Here is a 19801-nt window from a genome sequence, read left to right as displayed (position 1 = left end):
CAGGGTGTGACGGAACCGACCAATGACGAGGCCCACGGCGGCACACTGGGCTCGCGGCTGAACTGGCTGCGGGCGGCGGTACTGGGAGCGAACGACGGCATCGTGTCCACCGCGGGGCTCGTCGTCGGCGTGGCCGGCGCCACGGACGACCGCTCGGCGCTGCTGACGGCCGGCCTCGCGGGTCTGCTCGCCGGTTCCATGTCGATGGCGGCGGGGGAGTACGTGTCCGTCTCCACCCAGCGCGACTCGGAAAAGGCCGCCCTGACCCTGGAGAAGCGCGAGCTGAAGGAGCAGCCGGAGGCCGAACTGGAGGAACTGACCGAGCTGTTGGAGGAGCGCGGCCTCTCCCGGGACGTGGCCGTGGAGGCGGCGGTCCAGCTCACGGAACGGGACGCCCTACGCGCCCACGCGAGCGTGGAGCTCGGCATCAACCCCGACGACCTGACCAACCCCTGGCACGCAGCCTGGGCGAGCTTCCTGTCCTTCACCGTCGGCGCGCTGCTCCCGCTGCTGGCGATCGTCCTGCCACCGGCCGGCTGGCGCCTCGGTGTCACCGTGGTGTCATCGCTGGCCGCACTGGTCCTGACGGGCTGGAGCAGCGCACGGCTGGGCACGGCGGACACGCGGCCGGCGATGCTGCGGAACGTGGCGGGCGGGGCACTGGCGATGGGGGTCACCTATGCGGCGGGGGCGTTGCTGGGGGCGGCAGGGGTGTGACCGGTTGGTGGAGATCACCAACAAGCAAGCGCGTACCCCAGGTAATACTTGTGGGTAACAACGTCTAGGCGCGGTCGATTTACGGTCCTACGGTTCACCCATGCCGAATCTGCCCGATGCCGTGCTCTGGTCGATACCCGCCTTCGTGCTGCTCACCGTGATCGAGATGATCAGCGTGCGCGTCCACCCCGACGAGGACGCGGCGGGCTACGAGGCCAAGGACGCCGCCACAAGCGTCGGCATGGGGCTCGGGAGCCTCGTCTTCGACTTCCTCTGGAAGATCCCGATCGTCGCGATCTACACGGCGATCTACGAACTCACCCCGCTGCGCGTGCCCGTCCTGTGGTGGACGATCCCGCTGATGCTCCTGGGGCAGGACTTCTTCTACTACTGGTCCCACCGCGGTCACCACGTCATCCGCATCCTGTGGGCCTGTCACGTCGTCCACCACTCCAGCCGCAGGTTCAACCTCACCACGGCCCTGCGCCAGCCCTGGACGACCCTCACGGTGTGGCCGTTCTACGTCCCGCTCATCGCCCTGGGCGTGCACCCCGCCGCGCTGGCGTTCTGCTCCTCGGCCAACCTCGTCTACCAGTTCTGGATCCACACCGAGCGGATCGACAGGATGCCCCGCTGGTTTGAGTTCGTCTTCAACACGCCGTCCCACCACCGGGTCCACCACGCCTCCCAGGGCGGCTATCTGGACCGCAACTTCGGCGGCATCCTCATCGTCTGGGACCGGCTCTTCGGGTCCTTCGTGCCGGAGGTTGAGCGGCCCGTCTATGGGTTGACCAAGAACATCAACACGTTCAACCCGATCAAGGTCGCCACCCATGAGTACGTCGCCATCGCCAAGGACCTGAAAGCGGCGACCAGTTGGCGCGAGCGCGCGGGGCGCGTGTTCCGGGGACCGGGCTGGCAGCCGGCGGCCGCGGTGGAACAGACCGAGGAGTCCGTGGCCGCGTGAGGGTGTCCCGGGCGCTGCTGGGTGCCTTCGTCTTCGCCGCAGTCCTCGACCTCGTCTCCCTCGTCGTGGGCTTCCGCGCCGGCCATCTGGTCGTCAAGCCGCTGCTCATGCCGTTGCTCGCCGCGTTCGCCGCCCGCGCGGGCGGCCCTCGGCTCCTGGTCGCCGCCCTGCTGTGCGGCTGGGGCGGCGACGTCCTGCTTCTCTCCGACAGCGACCCCGCCTTCATGGCGGGGATGGCTTCCTTCGCCGTCGGTCACGTCTGCTACCTCGTCCTGTTCCGGCGCCAAGGTCCGCCACACGCGCGTGCGGGTCTGCTCGCCGTCGGCTACGCCGTCGCCCTCGTCACCCTGGTCGTCCTGCTGTGGCCCGGCCTGCCGGCCGGCCTCCGTGTCCCCGTCGCCGGCTACAGCACCCTCCTGACCGCGATGGCGTACACCGCGGGCACCAGGCTCGGCCCGGTCGCCGGGTTCGGCGGGGCGCTCTTCACGGTCTCCGACACCCTCATCGCGACCGGTGTCGCCGACTGGCCGCAGCCGCCCGGGCCGGACTTCTGGATCATGCTGACGTACGTCGCCGCGCAGTTCCTGCTGGTCCAGGGCGTGCTCGGCACCCTCGCCGAGCGCCGCGCACCGGCGGCGGCGTACCGTGAAGTGCGCTCGACCACCCCCTGAGCGCATCGCACCAGCACACCCGCGACGAGAAGGACCCTCGCCATGCGCGCCACCACCATCCACGCCCCGTTCGACATGCGCGTGGAGGACGTGCCCGAGCCCCTGGTGCAGTTGCCCACCGATGCCCTGGTCCGGGTGGTGCGCGCCTGTATCTGCGGCAGCGACCTGTGGGCGTACCGCGGCGAGTCGGCCCGGCAGCCGGGGCAGCGGATCGGGCACGAGTTCCTCGGGATCGTGGAGGAGACCGGCTCCGAGGTGAGCGGCGTCAGGACCGGTGACCTCGTGGTCGCGCCCTTCATGTGGTCCGACGGCGTCTGCGACTTCTGCCGTGAGGGCCTCACCACCTCCTGCGTGCACGGCGGTTTCTGGGGTGCCGTGGGCTACGACGGCGGCCAGGGCGAGGCGGTACGCGTGCCCTTCGCCGACGGCACCCTCGTACGGCTGCCCAAGGAGGCGGTCTCCGACGAGCGCCTGCTGTCCGCGCTGCTGACCCTGTCGGACGTCATGGGCACCGGCCACCACGCGGCCCTCGGCGCGGGCGTACGCAAGGGCGCCACCGTCGCCGTCGTGGGAGACGGAGCGGTCGGCCTGTGCGCCGTGCTCGCCGCCAAGCGGCTCGGGGCAGAGCGGATCATCGCGCTCGGCCGCCACAAGACCCGCACGGACATCGCCCGGACCTTCGGCGCCACCGACGTCGTCGCCGAACGCGGCGAGGCCGCCGTCGAGGCCGTGCGCGAACTCACCCGCGGCCAGGGCGCACACGCCGTCGTCGAGGCCGTCGGCACCCAGCAGTCCATGCGGACGGCCGTCGACATCACGCGCGACGGCGGCGCGATCGGCTTCGTCGGCGTCCCGCACGGCAGCGGCACCGGCCTCGACCTCGGGGTCATGTTCGACCGGAACATCGCGCTGCGCGGCGGCGTCGCACCGGTCCGCGCGTACATCCCGGAGCTGCTGCCCGACATCCTGGACGGCGCCATCGACCCGTCACCCGTCTTCGACCTGACGGTCGGCCTGGAGGGCGTGCCCGACGGCTACAAGGCGATGGACGAGCGCACCGCCCTGAAGGTCCTGGTCGTCAACAGTTGATCAATGCCGGAGTCGGTCAACACTGGAGTCGATCAATGCCAGCGGATCGGCACCGGCAACGCCGTCAACAGTCCGGAGACCATGACCACCACCCCCAGGGCGACGACCTCCGCCCGCGCGGGTGAGCAGGCGGCCACCGGATCGGAGGCCCGCCGCAGCCGGTACCGCGCCCACAACGCGAGTACGGCGACGGCGGCGACGAGGAGCACCTTCGCGAGCAGAGTGCGCCCGTACGCCGTCGTCGTCAGTTGGTCCAGGATCGTGCCCGCCGGCATCCGGCGCAGCGAACTCCACACGCCCGTCGCGGTGATCGCGGCGAGCAGTACGACCGCCACGCGCGCGTAGAGCCCCAACAGCGCGGCCCCCGCCTCGGCACCGCGCCACTGCCGCAACGTGCGCAGCGCGTGCAGCAGACCGCCCACCCACAGGGCCGCGCACGTCAGGTGCGCCAGGGTCAGTTCGAAGCCGACCAGAGGGCTGTGCTCGCTCGCCGGGTGCACGCGCAGGGCCTCCGCGACGATCAGGCCGGCAAGGGGCCACACCTGGAGACCGGGCCGACGCGACCGGGCGCACAGAGCGGCCAGGGCGAACGCGTTGACCTCCAGGAGCGCGAGCTTGCCGTCGCGGGACTGGTAGAGGCCGCCGATGTCGATCTGGGCGAGGCTGCTCGGCACCAGGCTGCCCGTCGCCACGACCGACGCGAGCCCCAGCACGGCGACGAAACCGGCACCGGCCGCGTACGGGGCCCAACTCCGGGGGCCGTTCGGGGGAGTGCCGGGCACGGTACGCGCGAGCCGGTTCACGAACAGCTCCCCCAGGGGGACGCACAAGGCACCGAACAGCACCGCCCGCAGCAGCGCGATACCTCCTGTGCCGGGTGAGGCGGCCTCCCCGGTGCCGTGCAGCACGGCGGACGGCCCGAGCAGCGGGATCAGCGCGGCGAGCACCACCAGGGCCAGTACGGCGACGGTCCGACGCGTACCGGCACGTCGCCCGGAGCCGCTCGCGCCGGCCGCTTCGACGGTCGGTCGTATCAGGGTCACCCCAAGATCTTCACCAGCCGCCACAGAACCGGGCAAGTGCAACCAAACGGCCGGTGGAACGTCATTCCGTGCATAGGTACCTTTACGGTCGACTTCCGTATCAAGCCCAGCAAGCCGGGTCCGTGCCCCAACGACCCGGCGGACGCGCCCAGTTCGAGGGCCCACCGACGAACGAGACCGGCGACAGGGTGTGCCGCAGCCGTCCGATCCCGCTGTCCGTCTCGACCAGCCAGGCGTCGGGCCGGTTGTACGCCGAGCCGCTCGTTCCGTACGCCGTTCCGGTCACCGGCCCTCCCTGCTCGCCCCCGTCTGCCGTCAACCAGGCCGCGGTCCGTGCGAGCGCCAACCGCAGGGCGATGCCGCAGCCGTGCTCCGACTGTTCCGTCAGTGCTCGCAGCACCGCGCCCGCCAGCAGATACCCGGTCCCGTGGTCGAGGGCCTGTGCCGGCAGCGCGCCGGGCCGCTCCGGTGACCCCTCGATCGTCGCGATGCCGGTGGCGACCTGCACCAGACTGTCGAACCCGCGTCGATCACCCCAGGGCCCGTACGCGCCCCAAGCCGACAACTGCGCCACGATCAGCCCGGGCCCACGGTCGACCAGCGCCTCGGGGGAGAGCCCGAACCGGTCCAGGGCACCCGGCCGGTACCCGGTGACGACCACGTCCGCACGCGCGAGCAACTCCTCGAAGGTCTCCCGGTCGGCCGGCAGCCGGAGGTCCAGCCGGGTCGACCGCTTCCCGAGACCGGTGTCCGCGTGCGCGTCGGGATCCTCGGGCAACTGCGGGGCGTCCACGCGCAGTACGTCCGCGCCCAGCAACGCGAGCGTGCGGGTGGCGACCGGGCCCGCGATGACCCGGGTCAGGTCGAGCACCCGCAGCCCGGCGGCGGGCAGCAACGGGTCGCCGTCGAGCGGCCGGAGCGCACGCGCGCGTGCGGTGCCGAGCCGCTCGCGTTCGACGAGCGGCCGCCCTGCGACGGCGGCCCCCTGCGCGTGCGCGGCCCACTCCTCCGCCGTCCGCAGCGCGACCGCGAGGCCTCCGGCGGCGTAGACGGTCTCCTCCACCTCCCGCGCGGACCGCTCGGCGAGCACCTCGGCCACGGCGTCCACGGACGCGCCCCCCGGCAGCTTCAACGCGTCCAGCAACCGCGCCCGGTGGTGCGGATAGTTCGCGTGGGTGCGGACCCAGCCGTCGGCCGTCCGCCAGAACCGTGACAGGGGCGCGAAGGTGACCGGCGCCCGCCCGTCGATCAACAGATGACGCTCACTGACGAACGCCGTCGCGACGGCCCCGTCGTCCACCCGCACCCCGGGCACCTCGGCGAGCCCGGCCCGTCGCGCCCCCAACTCGGCGGCGGCCAGCGCGCACGCTCCCACACAGGCCCGCGCCAACTCCCGTACGGGAAGCCGCGCTTCGAGCGCCCCCTGGCGCGCCACGGTCGAGACACGCGAGACCAGGGCGGGATCGCCGCCCATGGCGGCCCATGCCACATTGATAGCAGTCATGATTGAACTATGCAGTATTGATTCGATCAATATCGATAGCGACGGCTGCATACGCGCGCGTCAACACACGAAAGGGCCGGGCGGAGATCCGCCCGGCCCGTTGACGGGTACTGGCTACTTCACCGCGCGCAGCGCGTTGACGATGCCGAACCCGTAGAAGCCGTTGACCCTCTTGCCGCCCACGCAGGTCGCGTCCGCGATGCCGTCACCGTTGGTGTCGTACGGGTCGGTCGGGCAGCCCGGGTTGTCCGCCTCGGCCTTCAGCAGGCGCTGCAACTGGGCCGGAGTGGCGTGCGGGTGCGTGGACTTGAGCAGCGCGGCCACGGCGGCCACGTGCGGGGTCGCCATCGAGGTGCCCTGGAGGTAGCCGTACGTGTTGTTCGGCAGCGTGGACAGGATGCGGCCGTTCTTCGACGGGGTGTCCGGGATCTGCCGGGCGTCCCCGCCCGGCGCCGCCACGTCGATCACGCCCTGGCCGTAGCTGGAGAAGTACGACTTGGCCTTGGTGACGCCGACCGAGCTCACCGTGACGACACCCGGCAACTGGGTCGGCACGTCGAAGCACTCGTGCGGGTCGACCGTACGGGTCGTCGCGGTCGAGTCGTCGGGGCTGGAGGCGTCGACCAGGGCGTCGGAGTCGAGGTCGTCGTTGGAGTTGCCGGCCGCCGCGACATTGAGCGTGCCCTTGTGCTGCGCGTACAACTGGGCCCTGTTGACCGCATCGACGATGGCACGTTGATCGGGGTCGTCCAGGCAGTTGTACAGCCATGGATCGACGTAGTAGCTGTTGTTGGTGATCTCCACGCCGTGATCCGCGGCGAACACGAACGCGCAGACCACGCTCTCCGGGTAGAAGAGCTGGGTCGAGTCCGGCTCGGCCACCGTGATCCCGGCGACCTTCACACCCGGGGCGACGCCCGCCACACCGATGCCGTTGCGGGCGGCGGCGATCTCACCCGCGACATGCGTGCCGTGGTAGTGCGCGGAGTCCACGGGACGCCAGGAGCCGTACGTCGTGTCGGCCTTGCCGCCCACGCAGTTGGCGGACTGGGAGGCGGAGAAGTTCGGGGCGATGTCCGGGTGGGTGTCGTCGACGCCGACGTCGATGACGGCGACCGTCACGCTCTTGCTGCCCGGGTTGATCTTCGCGGCCTTGTCGGCGCCGATCGCGGGCAGATCCCACTGGTCGGCTTCGAGGGGCTCGCTGTCACCCGCGGCGGCGGAGGCCTTCGCCGTCTCCGCGGCCTGGTCCTTGGAGAGGTACTGCACCGCGCCCTCGTCGGTCGTCGAGGCGAGGCTCAGCGGCGCCGTACGCGTGGCACCCGCCGACTGCACACCGGGCACCTTGCGGATGATCGGCCCGAAGTCGGGGTTCGCCGAGTGGACGACGATCACACCGATCTTCTCGTACGTCACCACGATGGTGCCGCCGGCCGCATTGATCGCCTTCTTGACCGAGTTGATCGTCCAGTGATCCAGCCGGGTGTTGACCACATACGCAAGGTTGGGCGCGTCAGCGGTCTGCGCGGTGGTCTCCGTGCTCGGGACCGCCGAGGCCGCCGACGGGAGGAAGCCGAGCGAGGCGGTCAGTGACAGCACGACCGGTACGGCCAGGGCGAGCCGGCGTCTGGGGCGCAGATGAGCCATGGGGTCTCCACATCATCCGAAAACGAAACGGCCCGAGACGTGGTGGCGCGTCCGGGCAGGTACATGACTAGTGGTGCAGAGCTGAAGTTATCTTCCGCGGTGGCTGGCCAGCAATGATTTCCCAAAGACGACTACCGAAAGAAGTCAAAGGAGTTGAACCGGTCGACGTGCGGCGCCGTGCCCTTGGGCAGGAAGCGCCAAGCCAGACCAGAACCCGCAGGTCCGTAACGCGAGGAGACACCGTGGCCACCGAGACACCACCCCCCTCGAAAGCCGAAAGCCAACTCCCCAGTACCGAGGAGTTCGAACAGGTCCAGGAGAGCGCGGAGTTCGCCGAACTGCGCCGCGCCCACCGCTCCTTCGCCTTCCCGGTGACCGTCGCCTTCATCGTCTGGTACCTGCTGTACGTGCTGCTCTGCAACTACGCGGACGACTTCATGGACACCAAGGTCGTCGGCAACATCAACGTCGCCCTGGTGCTGGGTCTCGCCCAGTTCCTCACCACGTTCCTCATCGCCTGGTGGTACGCGCGCTACTCCGCCGCGAAGCTCGACCCCAAGGGCGCGGCGATCAAGTCCCGGATGGAGGGCGGCGCATGAGCCCCACGATCACCCTGGCCGCAGGCGAGGCGAGCCAGCACCGCCCGCTGATCATCACCCTGTTCGCGATCTTCGTCGCCGCGACGCTCGTCATCACCGTATGGGCAGGCCGTCAGACGAAGAGCGCCGCCGACTTCTACGCGGGCGGCCGCCAGTTCACCGCCTTCCAGAACGGCCTCGCCGTCTCCGGCGACTACATGTCCGCCGCGTCCTTCCTCGGCATCGCGGGCGCCATCGCCCTCTTCGGCTACGACGGCTTCCTGTACTCCATCGGCTTCCTGGTGGCCTGGCTGGTCGCCCTGCTCCTGGTGGCCGAACCGCTGCGCAACTCGGGCCGCTACACCATGGGCGACGTCCTCGCGTACCGCATGCGCCAGCGCCCGGTCCGTACCGCGGCAGGCACCTCCACCATCGTGGTGTCGATCTTCTACCTGCTGGCCCAGATGGCCGGCGCGGGCGTCCTGGTCTCCCTGCTCCTCGGCATCACCACCGACGCGGGCAAGATCGGCATCGTCGCCCTGGTCGGCGTCCTGATGATCGTGTACGTCACCATTGGCGGCATGAAGGGCACCACCTGGGTCCAGATGGTCAAGGCCTGCCTGCTCATCGCCGGCGCCCTGCTGCTGACCTTCCTGGTCCTGCTGAAGTTCGACTTCAACATCTCCGACCTGCTCGGCAAGGCCGCCGACAACAGCGGCAAGGGCTCCGCCTTCCTGAACCCCGGCCTCAAGTACGGCGCCACCGGCACCACCAAACTGGACTTCATCTCCCTGGGCATCGCCCTGGTCCTCGGCACCGCCGGCCTGCCGCACATCCTGATCCGCTTCTACACGGTGCCCACCGCCAAGGCCGCCCGTAAGTCGGTCATCTGGGCCATCGGCCTGATCGGCGCCTTCTACCTGATGACCCTGGCCCTCGGGTTCGGCGCGGCGGCACTGATCAAACCCGACGAGATCATCGCCTCCAACAAGGCGGGCAACACCGCGGCCCCCCTCCTGGCGCTGCATCTGGGCGGAGTCGACTCCAACTGGGGCGCCATCCTCCTGGCCACCATCTCCGCGGTCGCCTTCGCCACGATCCTCGCGGTCGTCGCCGGCCTGACCCTGGCCTCGTCCTCCTCGTTCGCCCACGACATCTACGCGAACGTCATCAAGCGCGGCCAGGCGACCGAGAAGCAGGAGATGGCCGCCGCCCGGTACGCCACGGTCGGCATCGGCGCCGTCTCCATCGTCCTCGGCGCCCTCGCCCGCGACCTGAACGTCGCCGGCCTGGTCGCCCTCGCCTTCGCGGTCGCCGCCTCCGCCAACCTCCCGACGATCCTCTACAGCCTCTTCTGGAAGCGCTTCACCACGTCCGGAGCACTGTGGTCGATCTACGGCGGCCTCGTCGCCGCGGTCGGCCTGGTCCTGTTCTCGCCGGTGGTCTCGGGCAAGCCCACGTCGATGTTCCCCGACGTCGACTTCCACTGGTTCCCCCTGGAGAACCCCGGCATCATCTCCATCCCCGTCGGCTTCCTGCTGGGCTGGCTCGGCACGATCCTCTCCAAGGAGGAGCCGGACACCGGCAAGTACGCGGAGCTGGAGGTACGGTCCCTGACCGGCACCGGAGCCCACTGAACCCCGATCCGGTCCCCCCACCCCATCCCCCCACGTCGACGGCCGCGTCGTAGATCCCTACGACGCGGCCGTGTCGTACCTCGTGGGATCGGGCCGCTCGTGTTGTCAGAGGCGTCGCGTAGGCTCGCAGGTGTCGGAAAATATGCGATCCGAATCGAGGGAGGGGGCCCACATGCTCATCGACACCTATGGCCGAGTAGCCACCGACCTGCGGGTTTCGCTGACAGACCGGTGCAACCTCCGGTGTACGTACTGCATGCCCGAGGAGGGCCTGCAGTGGCTGGCCAAGCCCGACCTCCTCACGGACGACGAGATCGTCCGCCTGATCGACATCGCGGTCACCTCCCTGGGTATCGAGGAGGTCCGCTTCACCGGCGGCGAGCCCCTGCTGCGCCCCGGCCTGGTCGGCATCGTCGAGCGGGTCGCGGCCCTGGAGCCCCGCCCCCGGATGTCCCTCACGACCAACGGCATCGGCCTCAAGCGCACGGCGACCGCCCTGAAGAAGGCGGGCCTGGACCGGGTCAACGTCTCCCTGGACACCCTGCGCCCCGACGTCTTCAAGACCCTCACCCGCCGCGACCGCCTCAAGGACGTCCTCGCGGGCCTGGAAGCCGCCCACGAAGCGGGCCTGACCCCGGTGAAGATCAACTCGGTGCTGATGCCGGAACTCAACGCCGACGAGGCCCCGGACCTGCTGGCCTGGGCCGTGGCGCACGACTACGAACTGCGCTTCATCGAGCAGATGCCCCTGGACGCCCAGCACGGCTGGACACGCGACGGCATGGTCACGGCGGGCGACATACTCGCCTCCCTCCGCACCCGCTTCGAGCTGGCCCCCGAAGGCTCCGACGAGCGCGGCTCGGCCCCGGCCGAGCGCTGGGTCGTGGACGGCGGCCCGCACCGGGTGGGCGTCATCGCCTCGGTCACCCGCCCGTTCTGCGGAGCCTGCGACCGCACCCGCCTCACCGCCGACGGCCAGATACGCAACTGCCTGTTCGCCCGCGAGGAGACCGACCTCCGCGCCGCGCTCCGCTCCGACGCCCCCGACGAGGAGATCGCCCGCGTCTGGCGCCAGGCGATGTGGGGCAAGAAGGCGGGCTCGGGCCTGGACGACCCGTCGTTCCTCCAGCCGGACCGGCCGATGTCGGCGATCGGCGGCTGAGCACTCCTCGTAGGCCGGTTGCCCCTACGAGGACCAGTAGCCGCCATGCGGCCCGCAGCCCCTACGAAGCCGAAGCCTCGGGCTCTTCCCAGTCCGCGAACGCGACAACATCCTTCAAGAACCCCCGCACCCCGAGGAACTGCGACAGATGCTCGCGATGCTCCTCGCACGCGAGCCACGTCTTGCGGCGCTCCGGCGTATGGATCTTCGGGTTGTTCCACGCGAGGACCCACACGGCGTCGGCGCGGCAGCCCTTCGCGGAGCAGATCGGTGTCTCGTCACTCACGGGAACTCACGGAATTTCGTCTCACAGATGCGCTGAAAAGGCGACGCCGAGCAGCCACGGGGGGAGCTGCCCGGCGTCGGTCCGTCGCTCCGACGGGGGATGCGGAGCGCGTACGAAGTATGTCACGGGGAGCCGGTCGCCCGGCACCGGAACAACATGATTGATCTGAGCTTTTCTTGAGCTTGGTGCGGAGCCGACTTCCGCTTGTGACGCGTTCGCCATGGTCACGACCGGTCGTACGGTTCGCCTCCGACCCGGGGTGCCGGCTCGGGCACGACGCCTTCCGGGACGGGTTCCGTGAACGCCTCGTCGGAGCGCGGCGGTGTGATCATCGGCCGCAGCGGCGTGGTGACGAACGTGGACGGAAGCCCCGGCGCGTTCTCCCGCCCGGCGTTCGCGATCACGACGGCGACATAGGGGAGCAATACACCGAGCACCAACGCGACGATCGCGACGTGCCGTTCGACGTTCCACAGCGCGCAGGCGAGGATCACCGACACCGTACGGATCGACATCGAGATGACATAGCGGCGCTGCCGTCCGCGAATGTCCTCCGCGAGTCCCGTCCGGGCTCCGGTGATCCGGAACACCTGGGCGTTGCCTTCGCCGTGCAGCTTCCGCATCACATTCCACCATCCGCCCGGATCGGACTCTCCCCGGCCCGCACCCCGGTTCGCACCCGATCCGGGAACCGGGCCCCGACACGTCCTACGTTACGCCGCGCCTCCGTCGCCTTCGAGACCGGGGCGCATCGGGCCTGGGCGAACGATCTGCGCCGTCGCACGTACGGCCGTACCCGACATGCGCCGTACGGCGACCGCACCGACACTTGGCGTAATGCTCACGTCGAACGTCGAGCCGTACTAGGAGGCAGCCATGGGCTGGTTGTGGGCGATCATCGTGGGATTCGTGCTGGGCCTGATCGCGAAGGCGATCATCCCGGGCAAGCAGCACAGTCCGCTCTGGCTGACCACCATCTGCGGCATTCTCGGCGCCATCGTCGGCAACGCGATCGCCCGAGCGGCCGGCGTCGACGCGACCAGCGGCATCGACTGGAGCCGCCACGCGTTCCAGCTCATCGCCGCGATCATCATCGTCTTCGTCGTCGACATGGCGTACATGGCGACAATCGGCAAGAACAAACAACGAGCCTGAGAACAGCGCCCCGTGAGGGGTGCGGGGCTGTATCGATTTGCGGCTCCGCCGCGTGGGCGCGACCAGCCACGACGAACCGGCAGACCGCGCACTCTCCGCACCCCTACGGCGCTTACGCTCCGGTCACCTCGACGGCGGCAAGATTCTTCTTGCCCCGCCGAAGCACCAGCCACCGTCCGTGCAGCAGATCTTCCTTCGCCGGCACGGCATCCTCCGCGGCGACCTTCACGTTGTTCACGTAGGCCCCGCCCTCCTTCACGGTCCGCCGCGCGGCGGACTTGCTCGCCACCAGGCCGACCTCGGCGAACAGGTCGACGACCGGGCCGAGTTCGGCGACCTGGACGTGCGGCACCTCGGAGAGGGACGCGGTCAGCGTCTTCTCGTCCAGCTCCGCCAGCTCGCCCTGCCCGAAGAGGGCCTTGGACGCGGCGGTCACGGCGGCCGTCTGCTCGGCGCCGTGCACCAGCGTCGTCAGCTCCTCGGCCAGCGCACGCTGCGCGGCACGCGCCTGGGGACGCTCCTCGGTCTGCCGCTCCAGCTCCTCGATCTCCTCGTGGGACCGGAAGCTGAAGATGCGCAGGAACTTGGAGACGTCCCGGTCGTCCGCGTTCAGCCAGAACTGGTAGAAGGCGTACGGCGTGGTCATCTCCGGGTCGAGCCAGACCGTGCCGGACTCCGTCTTGCCGAACTTGGTGCCGTCGGCCTTGGTGATCAGCGGGGTGCCCAGCGCGTGCACCACCGCCTCCGGCTCGGCCCGGTGGATCAGGTCGGTGCCCGAGGTGAGGTTGCCCCACTGGTCGCTGCCGCCGGTCTGGAGCGTGCAGTTGTGCCTGCGGTACAGCTCCAGGAAGTCCATCCCCTGGAGGATCTGGTAGCTGAACTCGGTGTAGCTGATGCCCGCGTCGGAGTTGAGCCGCCGGGAGACGGCCTCCTTGGCGATCATCTTGTTGACCCGGAAGTGCTTGCCGATGTCCCGCAGGAACTCGATGGCCGACAGGCCCTGGGTCCAGTCCAGGTTGTTGACCATGATCGCGGCGTGCGGGCCCTCGAAGTCCAGCAGCGGGGCGATCTGCGCGCGCAGCCGCTCGACCCACTGGGCCACGACGTCGGGCGCGTTGAGCGTCCGCTCCGCGTTCGGCTTCGGGTCACCGATCAGGCCCGTGGCGCCGCCGACCAGGCCCAGCGGGCGGTTGCCCGCCTGCTGGATCCGGCGCATCGTCAGGATCTGCACCAGGTTGCCGAGGTGCAGGCTGGGCGCGGTCGGGTCGAAACCGCAATAGAACGTGACGGGACCGTCCGCGAACGCCTTGCGCAATGCGTCCTCGTCAGTGGAGAGGGCGATCAGCCCGCGCCACTGCAGTTCGTCGACGATGTCCGTCACGGTTCTCGTATCTCCTTGGGATGGTCTCGTGAATCAGGTACGAGGTTATACGCCCTGACTGACAGAGCTCATATTGAAGTCCGGCACCCGCAGCGCGGGCATCGCGGCCCTAGTGAACCAGTCGCTCCATTCCCTCGGCAGCGTCTTTTCCGTCCGCCCCGCCTCGGTCGCCCGCCCCAGCAGATCCACCGGCGACTCGTTGAACCGGAAGTTGTTCACCTCGCCCGCCACCTCGCCGTTCTCGACGAGGTAGACGCCGTCCCGGGTCAGCCCGGTGAGCAGCAGCGTCGCCGGGTCGACCTCGCGGATGTACCAGAGGCAGGTCAGCAGCAGCCCGCGCTCGGTGTTCGCGACCATCTCCTCCAGGGAGCGGTCCTCGCCCCCGCTCAGGATCAGGTTGTCGATCGACGGCGCCACCGGCAGCCCGGTCAGGCCCGCGCTGTGCCGGCTGGTCAGCAGGTGCTGCAACTCGCCCTCGCGCACCCAGTCGGTCGCCGTCAGCGGCAGCCCGTTGTCGAACACCGACTGGTCGCCCCCGGAGGTGTGCGCGAGCACGAACGGGGCGGACTCCAGGCCCGGTTCGTTCGGGTCGCTGCGCAGCGTCAACGGCAGCTCGGTGAGCTTCTCGCCGACACGGGTGCCGCCGCCGGGCTTGGAGAACACCGTGCGCCCCTCGACCGCGTCCCGCCCCGACGCCGACCACATCTGGTAGATCAGCAGGTCCGCGACCGCGGTCGGCGGCAGCAGCGTCTCGTACCGGCCCGCGGGCAACTGGATCTTCCGCTCCGCCCAGCCCAGTCGTACGGCCAACTCGGCGTCCAGGGCCGCCGGGTCGACGTCCTTGAAGTCCCGGGTCGAGCGGCCGGCCCAGGCCGAGCGCGTACGGTCCGGGGACTTGGCGTTCAACTCCAGCGTCCCGTTGGGCTGGTCGTGGCGCAGGCGCAGGCCCGTCGACGTACCCAGGTAGCTGGTGACCAGCTCGTGGTTGGCGAAGCCGTACAGCTCGCGACCGCCCGCACGCGCGCGTGCGAACGATTCGCCGAGCGCCGGCGCGAAGTCGGTGAACACGGTCGACGAGGTCTCGCCGGGCGCGTCCGTGAAGTCGGGCGACTCCGGTACGCCGGTGACGAGCGGCTGCGCGTCCTCGGCGGGCGCGGCACCGCGCGCGGCGGCCTCGGCGGCCCGCACCAGCGGCTCCAGCTCCTCCGGGGTGACGGCCGACCGGGACACGACCCCCGAGGCCGTGCCCTCCTTGCCGTCGACGGTCGCGATGACGGTGAGCGTGCGCCCGCGCGTGACACCGTTCGTGGTCAGCGCGTTGCCCGCCCAGCGGAGGTTCGCGGTCGACTGCTCGTCGGCGATGACGACACAGCCGTCGGCCCGCGACAGTTCGAGGGCGCGCTCGACGATCTCGTGCGGCTTGTTCGTACGAAGACTCATCGACCGGCCTCCTGCGTGGTGTTGAGGATGTTGACTCCCGTGAAGAGGGCCGACGGGCAGCCGTGCGAGACCGCGGCGACCTGGCCCGGCTGGGCCTTGCCGCAGTTGAAGGCGCCGCCCAGGACGTATGTCTGCGGACCGCCGACGGCCGCCATGGACCCCCAGAAATCGGTGGTCGTCGCCTGGTACGCGACGTCCCGCAGTTGGCCGGTGATCCGCCCGTTCTCGATCTTGAAGAACCGTTGCCCCGTGAACTGGAAGTTGTAGCGCTGCATGTCGATCGACCACGACCGGTCGCCGACCACGTAGATCCCGCGGTCGACCCCGCCGATCAGGTCCTCCGTGGAGAGCCCCGCAGGGTCCGGCTGGAGTGACACGTTGGCCATGCGCTGCACCGGCACATGGCCGGGGGAGTCGGCGTACGCGCAGCCGTTCGAGCGATCGAAGCCGGTCAACTTCGCGATGCGGCGGTCGAGTTGGTAGCCGACCAGGGTGCCGTCCTTGACCAGGTCCCAGGACTGGCCCTCGACGCCCTCGTCGTCGTAGCCGATGGTCGCGAGGCCGTGTTCGGCGGTGCGGTCCCCGGTGACGTTCATCCGCTCGGAGCCGTACTTGAGCTTGCCGAGCTTGTCGAAGGTGGCGAAGGAGGTGCCGGCGTAGGCGGCCTCGTAGCCGAGCGCGCGGTCCAGTTCGGTGGCGTGGCCGATGGACTCGTGGATCGTCAGCCAGAGGTTGGACGGGTCCACGACGAGGTCGTACAGGCCCGCCTCGACGCTCGGCGCCCGCATCTTCTCCGCGAGCAGCTCGGGGATCCGGGCCAGCTCCTCGTCCCAGTCCCAGCCGGTGCCCGTCAGGTACTCCCAGCCGCGGCCCACGGGCGGCGCGATGGTGCGCATGGAGTCGAACTCACCGCTCGACTCGTCGACCGACACCGCGTTCAACTGCGGGTGCAGCCGGACCCGTTGCTGCGTGGTCACCGTCCCGGCGGTGTCGGCGTAGAACTTGTTCTCGTGCACGGTGAGCAGCGACGCGTCCACGTGGTTGACGCCGTCCGCCGCCAGCAGCCGGGCGCTCCAGTCCGCCAGGAGCCCCGCCTTCTCCTCGTCGGGCACCGAGAACGGATCGATCTCGTACGACGAGATCCACGTCCGCTCCTCGTGCACGGGCTCGGCGGCCAGCTCGACGCGCTCGTCCGATCCGGCCGCCTTGATCACCTGGGCGGAGAGCTTCGCCATCGCCACCGCCTGCGAGGCGACCTTGGCGGCGGCGTCCAGGCTCAGGTCCACACCCGAGGCGAACCCCCAGGTGCCGCCGTGCACGACCCGTACCGCGTACCCGAGGTCGGTGGTGTCCGACGTACCGGCGGGCCGGGCGTCCCGCAGCCGCCAGGACGCGCTGCGCACCCGCTCGAACCGGAAGTCCGCGTGCTCGGCGCCGAGCGCACGCGCGCGTGCCAGCGCGGCGTCGGCCAGGGCGCGTAGCGGAAGTGCCGTGAAGGCTTCGTCGATGGAATGAGGCACGGAGGTCTCCCTGCTGTCGTGGCCTGTCGGGTCCGATCATGTCGCGCGAGCGGGTGCGGGGACCACACGTTTCCGCGCTGCGTCGGCACTTTCTGTAGGGACCCGACAGCGAGTTCCGTAAGCCACTGTCGGTGCCCGATTGTCCGCCGGACCGGGCGGACCGATAGATTTTCGATAAAGCCGCCTGTCAACCAGGTGTATCGGGCAGGCGTGCAGAACCGCTATCGAAAGGGTGATCCGTTGAGCCGCTCGGTTCTCGTCACCGGAGGCAACCGGGGCATCGGCCTCGCCATCGCCCGCGCGTTCGCCGATGCCGGCGACAAGGTCGCCATCACATACCGCTCGGGTGAGCCGCCGGCCGGCTTCCTGGCCGTCAAGTGCGACATCACCGACCCCGAGCAGGTGGAGCAGGCCTACAAGGAGATCGAGGCCGAGCACGGCCCGGTCGAGGTCCTGATCGCCAACGCCGGCGTCACCAAGGACCAGCTCCTCATGCGCATGACCGAGGAGGACTTCACCTCGGTCATCGACACCAACCTCACGGGCACCTTCCGCGTCGTCAAGCGCGCCAACCGCGCCATGCTGCGCGCCAAGAAGGGCCGTGTCGTCCTCATCTCGTCGGTCGTCGGCCTGATGGGCGGCCCCGGCCAGTCGAACTACGCCGCCTCCAAGGCCGCCCTGGTCGGTTTCGCGCGCTCCCTCGCCCGTGAACTGGGCTCGCGCAACATCACCTTCAACGTCGTCGCGCCCGGCTTCGTCGACACCGACATGACCAAGGCGCTCACCGACGAGCAGCGCGAGGCCATCATGAAGCAGGTGCCGCTCGGCCGGTACGCGCAGCCCGAGGAGGTCGCCGCGACGGTGCGGTTCCTCGCCTCGGACGACGCCTCGTACATCACTGGAGCCGTCATCCCCGTAGACGGCGGACTGGGAATGGGTCACTGATCACCATGAGCGGAATTCTCGAGGGCAAGCGCGTCCTGATCAGCGGTGTGCTGCTGGAGTCCTCCATCGCCTTCCACGCCGCCAAGCAGGCCCAGGAGCAGGGCGCCGAGATCATCCTGACCGCGTTCCCGCGGCCCACGCTGACCGAGCGCATCGCCAAGAAGCTCCCCAAGCCCACCAAGGTCATCGAGCTCGACGTGACGAACAACGAGCACCTCGCGCGTCTCGCCGACGTCGTGGGCGAGGAACTGGGCGGCCTCGACGGCGTCGTGCACTCCATCGGGTTCGCGCCGCCGGACGCGCTCGGCGGCAACTTCCTCAACACGCCGTTCGAGTCGGTCGCCACGGCCATGCACGTCTCGGCGTTCTCCCTGAAGTCGCTGACCATGGCCTGCCTGCCGCTGATGCAGAACGGCGGCTCGGTCGTCGGCCTCACCTTCGACGCGTCCTTCGCGTGGCCGCAGTACGACTGGATGGGCCCGGCCAAGGCCGCCCTGGAGGCCACCAGCCGCTACCTCGCCCGCGACCTGGGCAAGCAGAACATCCGCTGCAACCTCGTCTCCGCCGGCCCGCTCGGCTCGATGGCCGCCAAGTCCATCCCGGGCTTCAGCGAGCTGGCCTCCGTGTGGGACAACCGCTCCCCCCTGGAGTGGGACCTCAACGACCCGGAGCCGGCCGGCAAGGCCATCGTCGCCCTGCTGAGCGACTGGTTCCCGAAGACCACCGGCGAGATCGTCCACGTGGACGGCGGCCTGCACGCCATCGGAGCCTGACCTCCCGGCCCGCCTCTCCTACGGCGTCGACGCCCCGTTTCCCGCACCGCGCGGGGAGCGGGGCGTCACCCGTTCGGCCCCTCCGGTCGGGCGGGGACGAGGGACACCCGCGCACCCTGGAGTACGCGTTCACCACGCGTTTTCCTCCCCAGCACCGCCGAGGAGGTTCCCCTTGTGCGCCTGTCCCGCAGCCTGGCCTCAGTGACCGTCGCCATCGCGCTCGTCATCTCCCTGGCGTACGAGGCGATGCCCCACGCACGCGTGGAGCCCCGAAAACCGGCCGCACCCCAGTTGTTCGGCGCCGACTGCCGCACCACCGTCCACGGCTCGCACGTGATCGCGTACTGCCACAACCCGTACCCCCGGACCGACCGCGTCAGCCTCCACATCGAGTGCGACCGCTGGTGGGACATCGACAGCGACGGCATCGCGACCGACGCCGGCCCGGCGCAGACCGTACGGCTCACCGGCCGCTGCTGGGAGGACGTCCGCGCGGTGTGGGTCAGCCACCAGAAGCGGGCGGGTTGAGCCCCTCCGAAGCGTCCTGGGCGGGCGGGTCGAACCGTCCCGCGCGGCACACGAGCGGATAGCCCGCGGCCTCCTCGGCGGCCGCCCGCGCGTCACCCGCGCGGATCGCGTCCACCAGCCGCGTGTGGTCCATGTACGTCTCCGGAGTCAGCTCCTCGCCGACGTCCGCGCGCAGCCACTCCCGCAGCACCTCGCCCAGGTCGGCGTACATCGCCGTCATGACGTCGTTGTGCGAGGCCGCCACCACGGCCATGTGCAGGGTCGCGTCGGCCGTCACGAAGGCCTCCGTGTCGCCCGAGGCCCAGGCCTCCTCACGCCGTACGAGGAGGGCGTCCAACTGCTTGAGGTCCTTCTCGGTGCGCCGCTCCGCCGCGAGCTGCGCCGCCGACGACTCCAGCGTGGAGCGCAGTTCGGCGATGTGCCGGGGGTCGGCGTCCGCGAAACGGCGGTGCATCACGCCGGCCAGCTCGCTCGTCGCCACGACGTACGTGCCCGAGCCCTGGCGGATGTCCAGCAGACCGTTGTGCGCGAGCGCCCGGACGGCCTCGCGGACCGTGTTGCGGGCGACCCCGAGCTGCTCGACCAGCTCCGGCTCGGTCGGGATCCGGGAGCCGACCGGCCACTCGCCCGAGGTGATCTGGTTCCGCAGCGAGGCGATGACCTGCTCGGACAGCGCCGAACGGCGGGGGTGGCTCAGGGGCATGGGACACCTTCGCATGCGCGGGGCGGGAGCGGGCCACCCGGGGATGGACAACCAA

General features: G+C 70.1%; 20 protein-coding genes. 11 read left to right on the top strand and 9 right to left on the bottom strand.

Annotation, left to right across the window (positions count from 1 at the left end; genetic code table 11):
* Positions 1 to 6 precede the first annotated feature (6 nt).
* From OG223_RS13435 to OG223_RS13420, 4 genes are all read left to right on the top strand, one after another.
* On the top strand, positions 7 to 717 hold the full coding sequence (locus OG223_RS13435) for a VIT1/CCC1 transporter family protein (RefSeq protein WP_329247038.1): 711 nt from the start codon (positions 7 to 9) through the stop codon (positions 715 to 717).
* Positions 718 to 817: 100 nt separating this feature from the next.
* Positions 818 to 1684, top strand: coding sequence for a sterol desaturase family protein (locus OG223_RS13430; protein ID WP_329247035.1), 867 nt, complete (start codon positions 818 to 820; stop codon positions 1682 to 1684).
* A complete protein-coding gene (locus OG223_RS13425) occupies positions 1681 to 2355 on the top strand; it encodes a lysoplasmalogenase (protein ID WP_329247032.1) in 675 nt (224 codons plus the stop codon). The genes OG223_RS13430 and OG223_RS13425 overlap by 4 nt, the downstream gene beginning before the upstream one ends.
* Before the next feature lie 42 nt (positions 2356 to 2397).
* Positions 2398 to 3444 carry a zinc-dependent alcohol dehydrogenase family protein gene (locus OG223_RS13420; protein WP_329247029.1) on the top strand — a complete coding sequence of 349 codons (1047 nt, stop codon included), beginning with the start codon at positions 2398 to 2400 and terminating at the stop codon, positions 3442 to 3444.
* Positions 3445 to 3476: 32 nt separating this feature from the next.
* Here OG223_RS13420 and OG223_RS13415 read toward each other — a convergent pair whose 3' ends face one another.
* From OG223_RS13415 to OG223_RS13405, 3 genes are all read right to left on the bottom strand, one after another.
* The gene (locus OG223_RS13415; protein ID WP_329247027.1) at positions 3477 to 4487 is read right to left on the bottom strand and encodes a CopD family protein; all 1011 of its coding nucleotides are present in this window, start codon (positions 4485 to 4487) and stop codon (positions 3477 to 3479) included.
* Positions 4488 to 4587: 100 nt separating this feature from the next.
* Positions 4588 to 5991: a CoA transferase gene (locus OG223_RS13410; protein ID WP_329247024.1), complete on the bottom strand. Its 1404-nt coding sequence runs from the start codon at positions 5989 to 5991 to the stop codon at positions 4588 to 4590.
* A gap of 114 nt (positions 5992 to 6105) precedes the next feature.
* Positions 6106 to 7638, bottom strand: a complete 1533-nt coding sequence (locus OG223_RS13405; RefSeq protein WP_329247022.1) for a S8 family serine peptidase — start codon at positions 7636 to 7638, stop codon at positions 6106 to 6108.
* Positions 7639 to 7880: 242 nt separating this feature from the next.
* Between OG223_RS13405 and OG223_RS13400 the strand changes: the two genes are divergently transcribed.
* The 3 genes from OG223_RS13400 to moaA all read left to right on the top strand — a co-directional run bounded on the left by OG223_RS13400 (position 7881) and on the right by moaA (position 11015).
* Positions 7881 to 8237: a DUF485 domain-containing protein gene (locus OG223_RS13400; protein ID WP_329247019.1), complete on the top strand. Its 357-nt coding sequence runs from the start codon at positions 7881 to 7883 to the stop codon at positions 8235 to 8237.
* Positions 8234 to 9853 carry a solute symporter family protein gene (locus tag OG223_RS13395; RefSeq protein WP_329247016.1) on the top strand — a complete coding sequence of 540 codons (1620 nt, stop codon included), beginning with the start codon at positions 8234 to 8236 and terminating at the stop codon, positions 9851 to 9853. Before OG223_RS13400 ends, OG223_RS13395 begins: the two co-directional genes overlap by 4 nt.
* Positions 9854 to 10025: 172 nt before the next feature.
* Positions 10026 to 11015, top strand: coding sequence for a GTP 3',8-cyclase MoaA (gene moaA, locus OG223_RS13390; protein ID WP_329247014.1), 990 nt, complete (start codon positions 10026 to 10028; stop codon positions 11013 to 11015).
* Between the two features lie 61 nt (positions 11016 to 11076).
* Here moaA and OG223_RS13385 read toward each other — a convergent pair whose 3' ends face one another.
* Positions 11077 to 11301, bottom strand: a complete 225-nt coding sequence (locus OG223_RS13385) for a hypothetical protein (RefSeq protein ID WP_329247011.1) — start codon at positions 11299 to 11301, stop codon at positions 11077 to 11079.
* Between the two features lie 224 nt (positions 11302 to 11525).
* On the bottom strand, positions 11526 to 11924 hold the full coding sequence (locus tag OG223_RS13380) for a DUF3099 domain-containing protein (protein ID WP_200691196.1): 399 nt from the start codon (positions 11922 to 11924) through the stop codon (positions 11526 to 11528).
* A gap of 253 nt (positions 11925 to 12177) precedes the next feature.
* Here OG223_RS13380 and OG223_RS13375 point away from each other — a divergent pair, with 253 nt between their 5' ends.
* Complete coding sequence (locus OG223_RS13375) at positions 12178 to 12456, top strand: GlsB/YeaQ/YmgE family stress response membrane protein (protein ID WP_043685229.1); 279 nt, start codon at positions 12178 to 12180, stop codon at positions 12454 to 12456.
* A gap of 112 nt (positions 12457 to 12568) precedes the next feature.
* Here OG223_RS13375 and tyrS read toward each other — a convergent pair whose 3' ends face one another.
* From tyrS to OG223_RS13360, 3 genes are read right to left on the bottom strand one after another with little or no spacing between them, the layout of a single operon-like run.
* Complete coding sequence (tyrS, locus tag OG223_RS13370; protein ID WP_329247007.1) at positions 12569 to 13837, bottom strand: tyrosine--tRNA ligase; 1269 nt, start codon at positions 13835 to 13837, stop codon at positions 12569 to 12571.
* A gap of 45 nt (positions 13838 to 13882) precedes the next feature.
* On the bottom strand, positions 13883 to 15277 hold the full coding sequence (locus OG223_RS13365; protein ID WP_329247005.1) for a metallopeptidase TldD-related protein: 1395 nt from the start codon (positions 15275 to 15277) through the stop codon (positions 13883 to 13885).
* Entirely contained in the window at positions 15274 to 16797 is a 1524-nt protein-coding gene (locus OG223_RS13360; RefSeq protein ID WP_019067407.1) for a TldD/PmbA family protein, read from the bottom strand. Before OG223_RS13360 ends, OG223_RS13365 begins: the two co-directional genes overlap by 4 nt.
* Before the next feature lie 240 nt (positions 16798 to 17037).
* On the opposite strand from OG223_RS13360, the gene fabG reads away from it, so the two are divergent.
* From fabG to OG223_RS13345, 3 genes are all read left to right on the top strand, one after another.
* The gene (gene fabG / locus OG223_RS13355; RefSeq protein ID WP_200691192.1) at positions 17038 to 17742 is read left to right on the top strand and encodes a 3-oxoacyl-[acyl-carrier-protein] reductase; all 705 of its coding nucleotides are present in this window, start codon (positions 17038 to 17040) and stop codon (positions 17740 to 17742) included.
* Positions 17743 to 17747: 5 nt separating this feature from the next.
* Positions 17748 to 18515, top strand: coding sequence for an enoyl-ACP reductase FabI (gene fabI, locus OG223_RS13350; protein WP_019067405.1), 768 nt, complete (start codon positions 17748 to 17750; stop codon positions 18513 to 18515).
* 174 nt (positions 18516 to 18689) lie between these two features.
* A complete protein-coding gene (locus tag OG223_RS13345) occupies positions 18690 to 19043 on the top strand; it encodes a hypothetical protein (protein WP_329246997.1) in 354 nt (117 codons plus the stop codon).
* Here OG223_RS13345 and OG223_RS13340 read toward each other — a convergent pair.
* Positions 19018 to 19746 carry a FadR/GntR family transcriptional regulator gene (locus tag OG223_RS13340; RefSeq protein WP_329246994.1) on the bottom strand — a complete coding sequence of 243 codons (729 nt, stop codon included), beginning with the start codon at positions 19744 to 19746 and terminating at the stop codon, positions 19018 to 19020. The genes OG223_RS13345 and OG223_RS13340 overlap by 26 nt on opposite strands.
* Positions 19747 to 19801 lie beyond the last annotated feature (55 nt).

It is taken from the genome of Streptomyces sp. NBC_01478, from assembly GCF_036227225.1.
Taxonomy (GTDB): Bacteria; Actinomycetota; Actinomycetes; order Streptomycetales; family Streptomycetaceae; genus Streptomyces.
This window is presented reverse-complemented; position numbering and strand designations above follow the sequence as displayed.

Bases quoted from the DNA above. Each gene is read 5' to 3' on its own strand.
- OG223_RS13430 (WP_329247035.1), top strand. From the start codon at position 818: ATGCCGAATCTGCCCGATGCCGTGCTCTGGTCGATACCCGCCTTCGTG.
- OG223_RS13420 (WP_329247029.1), top strand. From the start codon at position 2,398: ATGCGCGCCACCACCATCCACGCCCCGTTCGACATGCGCGTGGAGGAC.
- OG223_RS13410 (WP_329247024.1), bottom strand. From the start codon at position 5,991: ATGACTGCTATCAATGTGGCATGGGCCGCCATGGGCGGCGATCCCGCC.
- OG223_RS13405 (WP_329247022.1), bottom strand. From the start codon at position 7,638: ATGGCTCATCTGCGCCCCAGACGCCGGCTCGCCCTGGCCGTACCGGTC.
- OG223_RS13395 (WP_329247016.1), top strand. From the start codon at position 8,234: ATGAGCCCCACGATCACCCTGGCCGCAGGCGAGGCGAGCCAGCACCGC.
- moaA (WP_329247014.1), top strand. From the start codon at position 10,026: ATGCTCATCGACACCTATGGCCGAGTAGCCACCGACCTGCGGGTTTCG.
- OG223_RS13380 (WP_200691196.1), bottom strand. From the start codon at position 11,924: ATGCGGAAGCTGCACGGCGAAGGCAACGCCCAGGTGTTCCGGATCACC.
- OG223_RS13375 (WP_043685229.1), top strand. From the start codon at position 12,178: ATGGGCTGGTTGTGGGCGATCATCGTGGGATTCGTGCTGGGCCTGATC.
- OG223_RS13365 (WP_329247005.1), bottom strand. From the start codon at position 15,277: ATGAGTCTTCGTACGAACAAGCCGCACGAGATCGTCGAGCGCGCCCTC.
- fabI (WP_019067405.1), top strand. From the start codon at position 17,748: ATGAGCGGAATTCTCGAGGGCAAGCGCGTCCTGATCAGCGGTGTGCTG.
- OG223_RS13340 (WP_329246994.1), bottom strand. From the start codon at position 19,746: ATGCCCCTGAGCCACCCCCGCCGTTCGGCGCTGTCCGAGCAGGTCATC.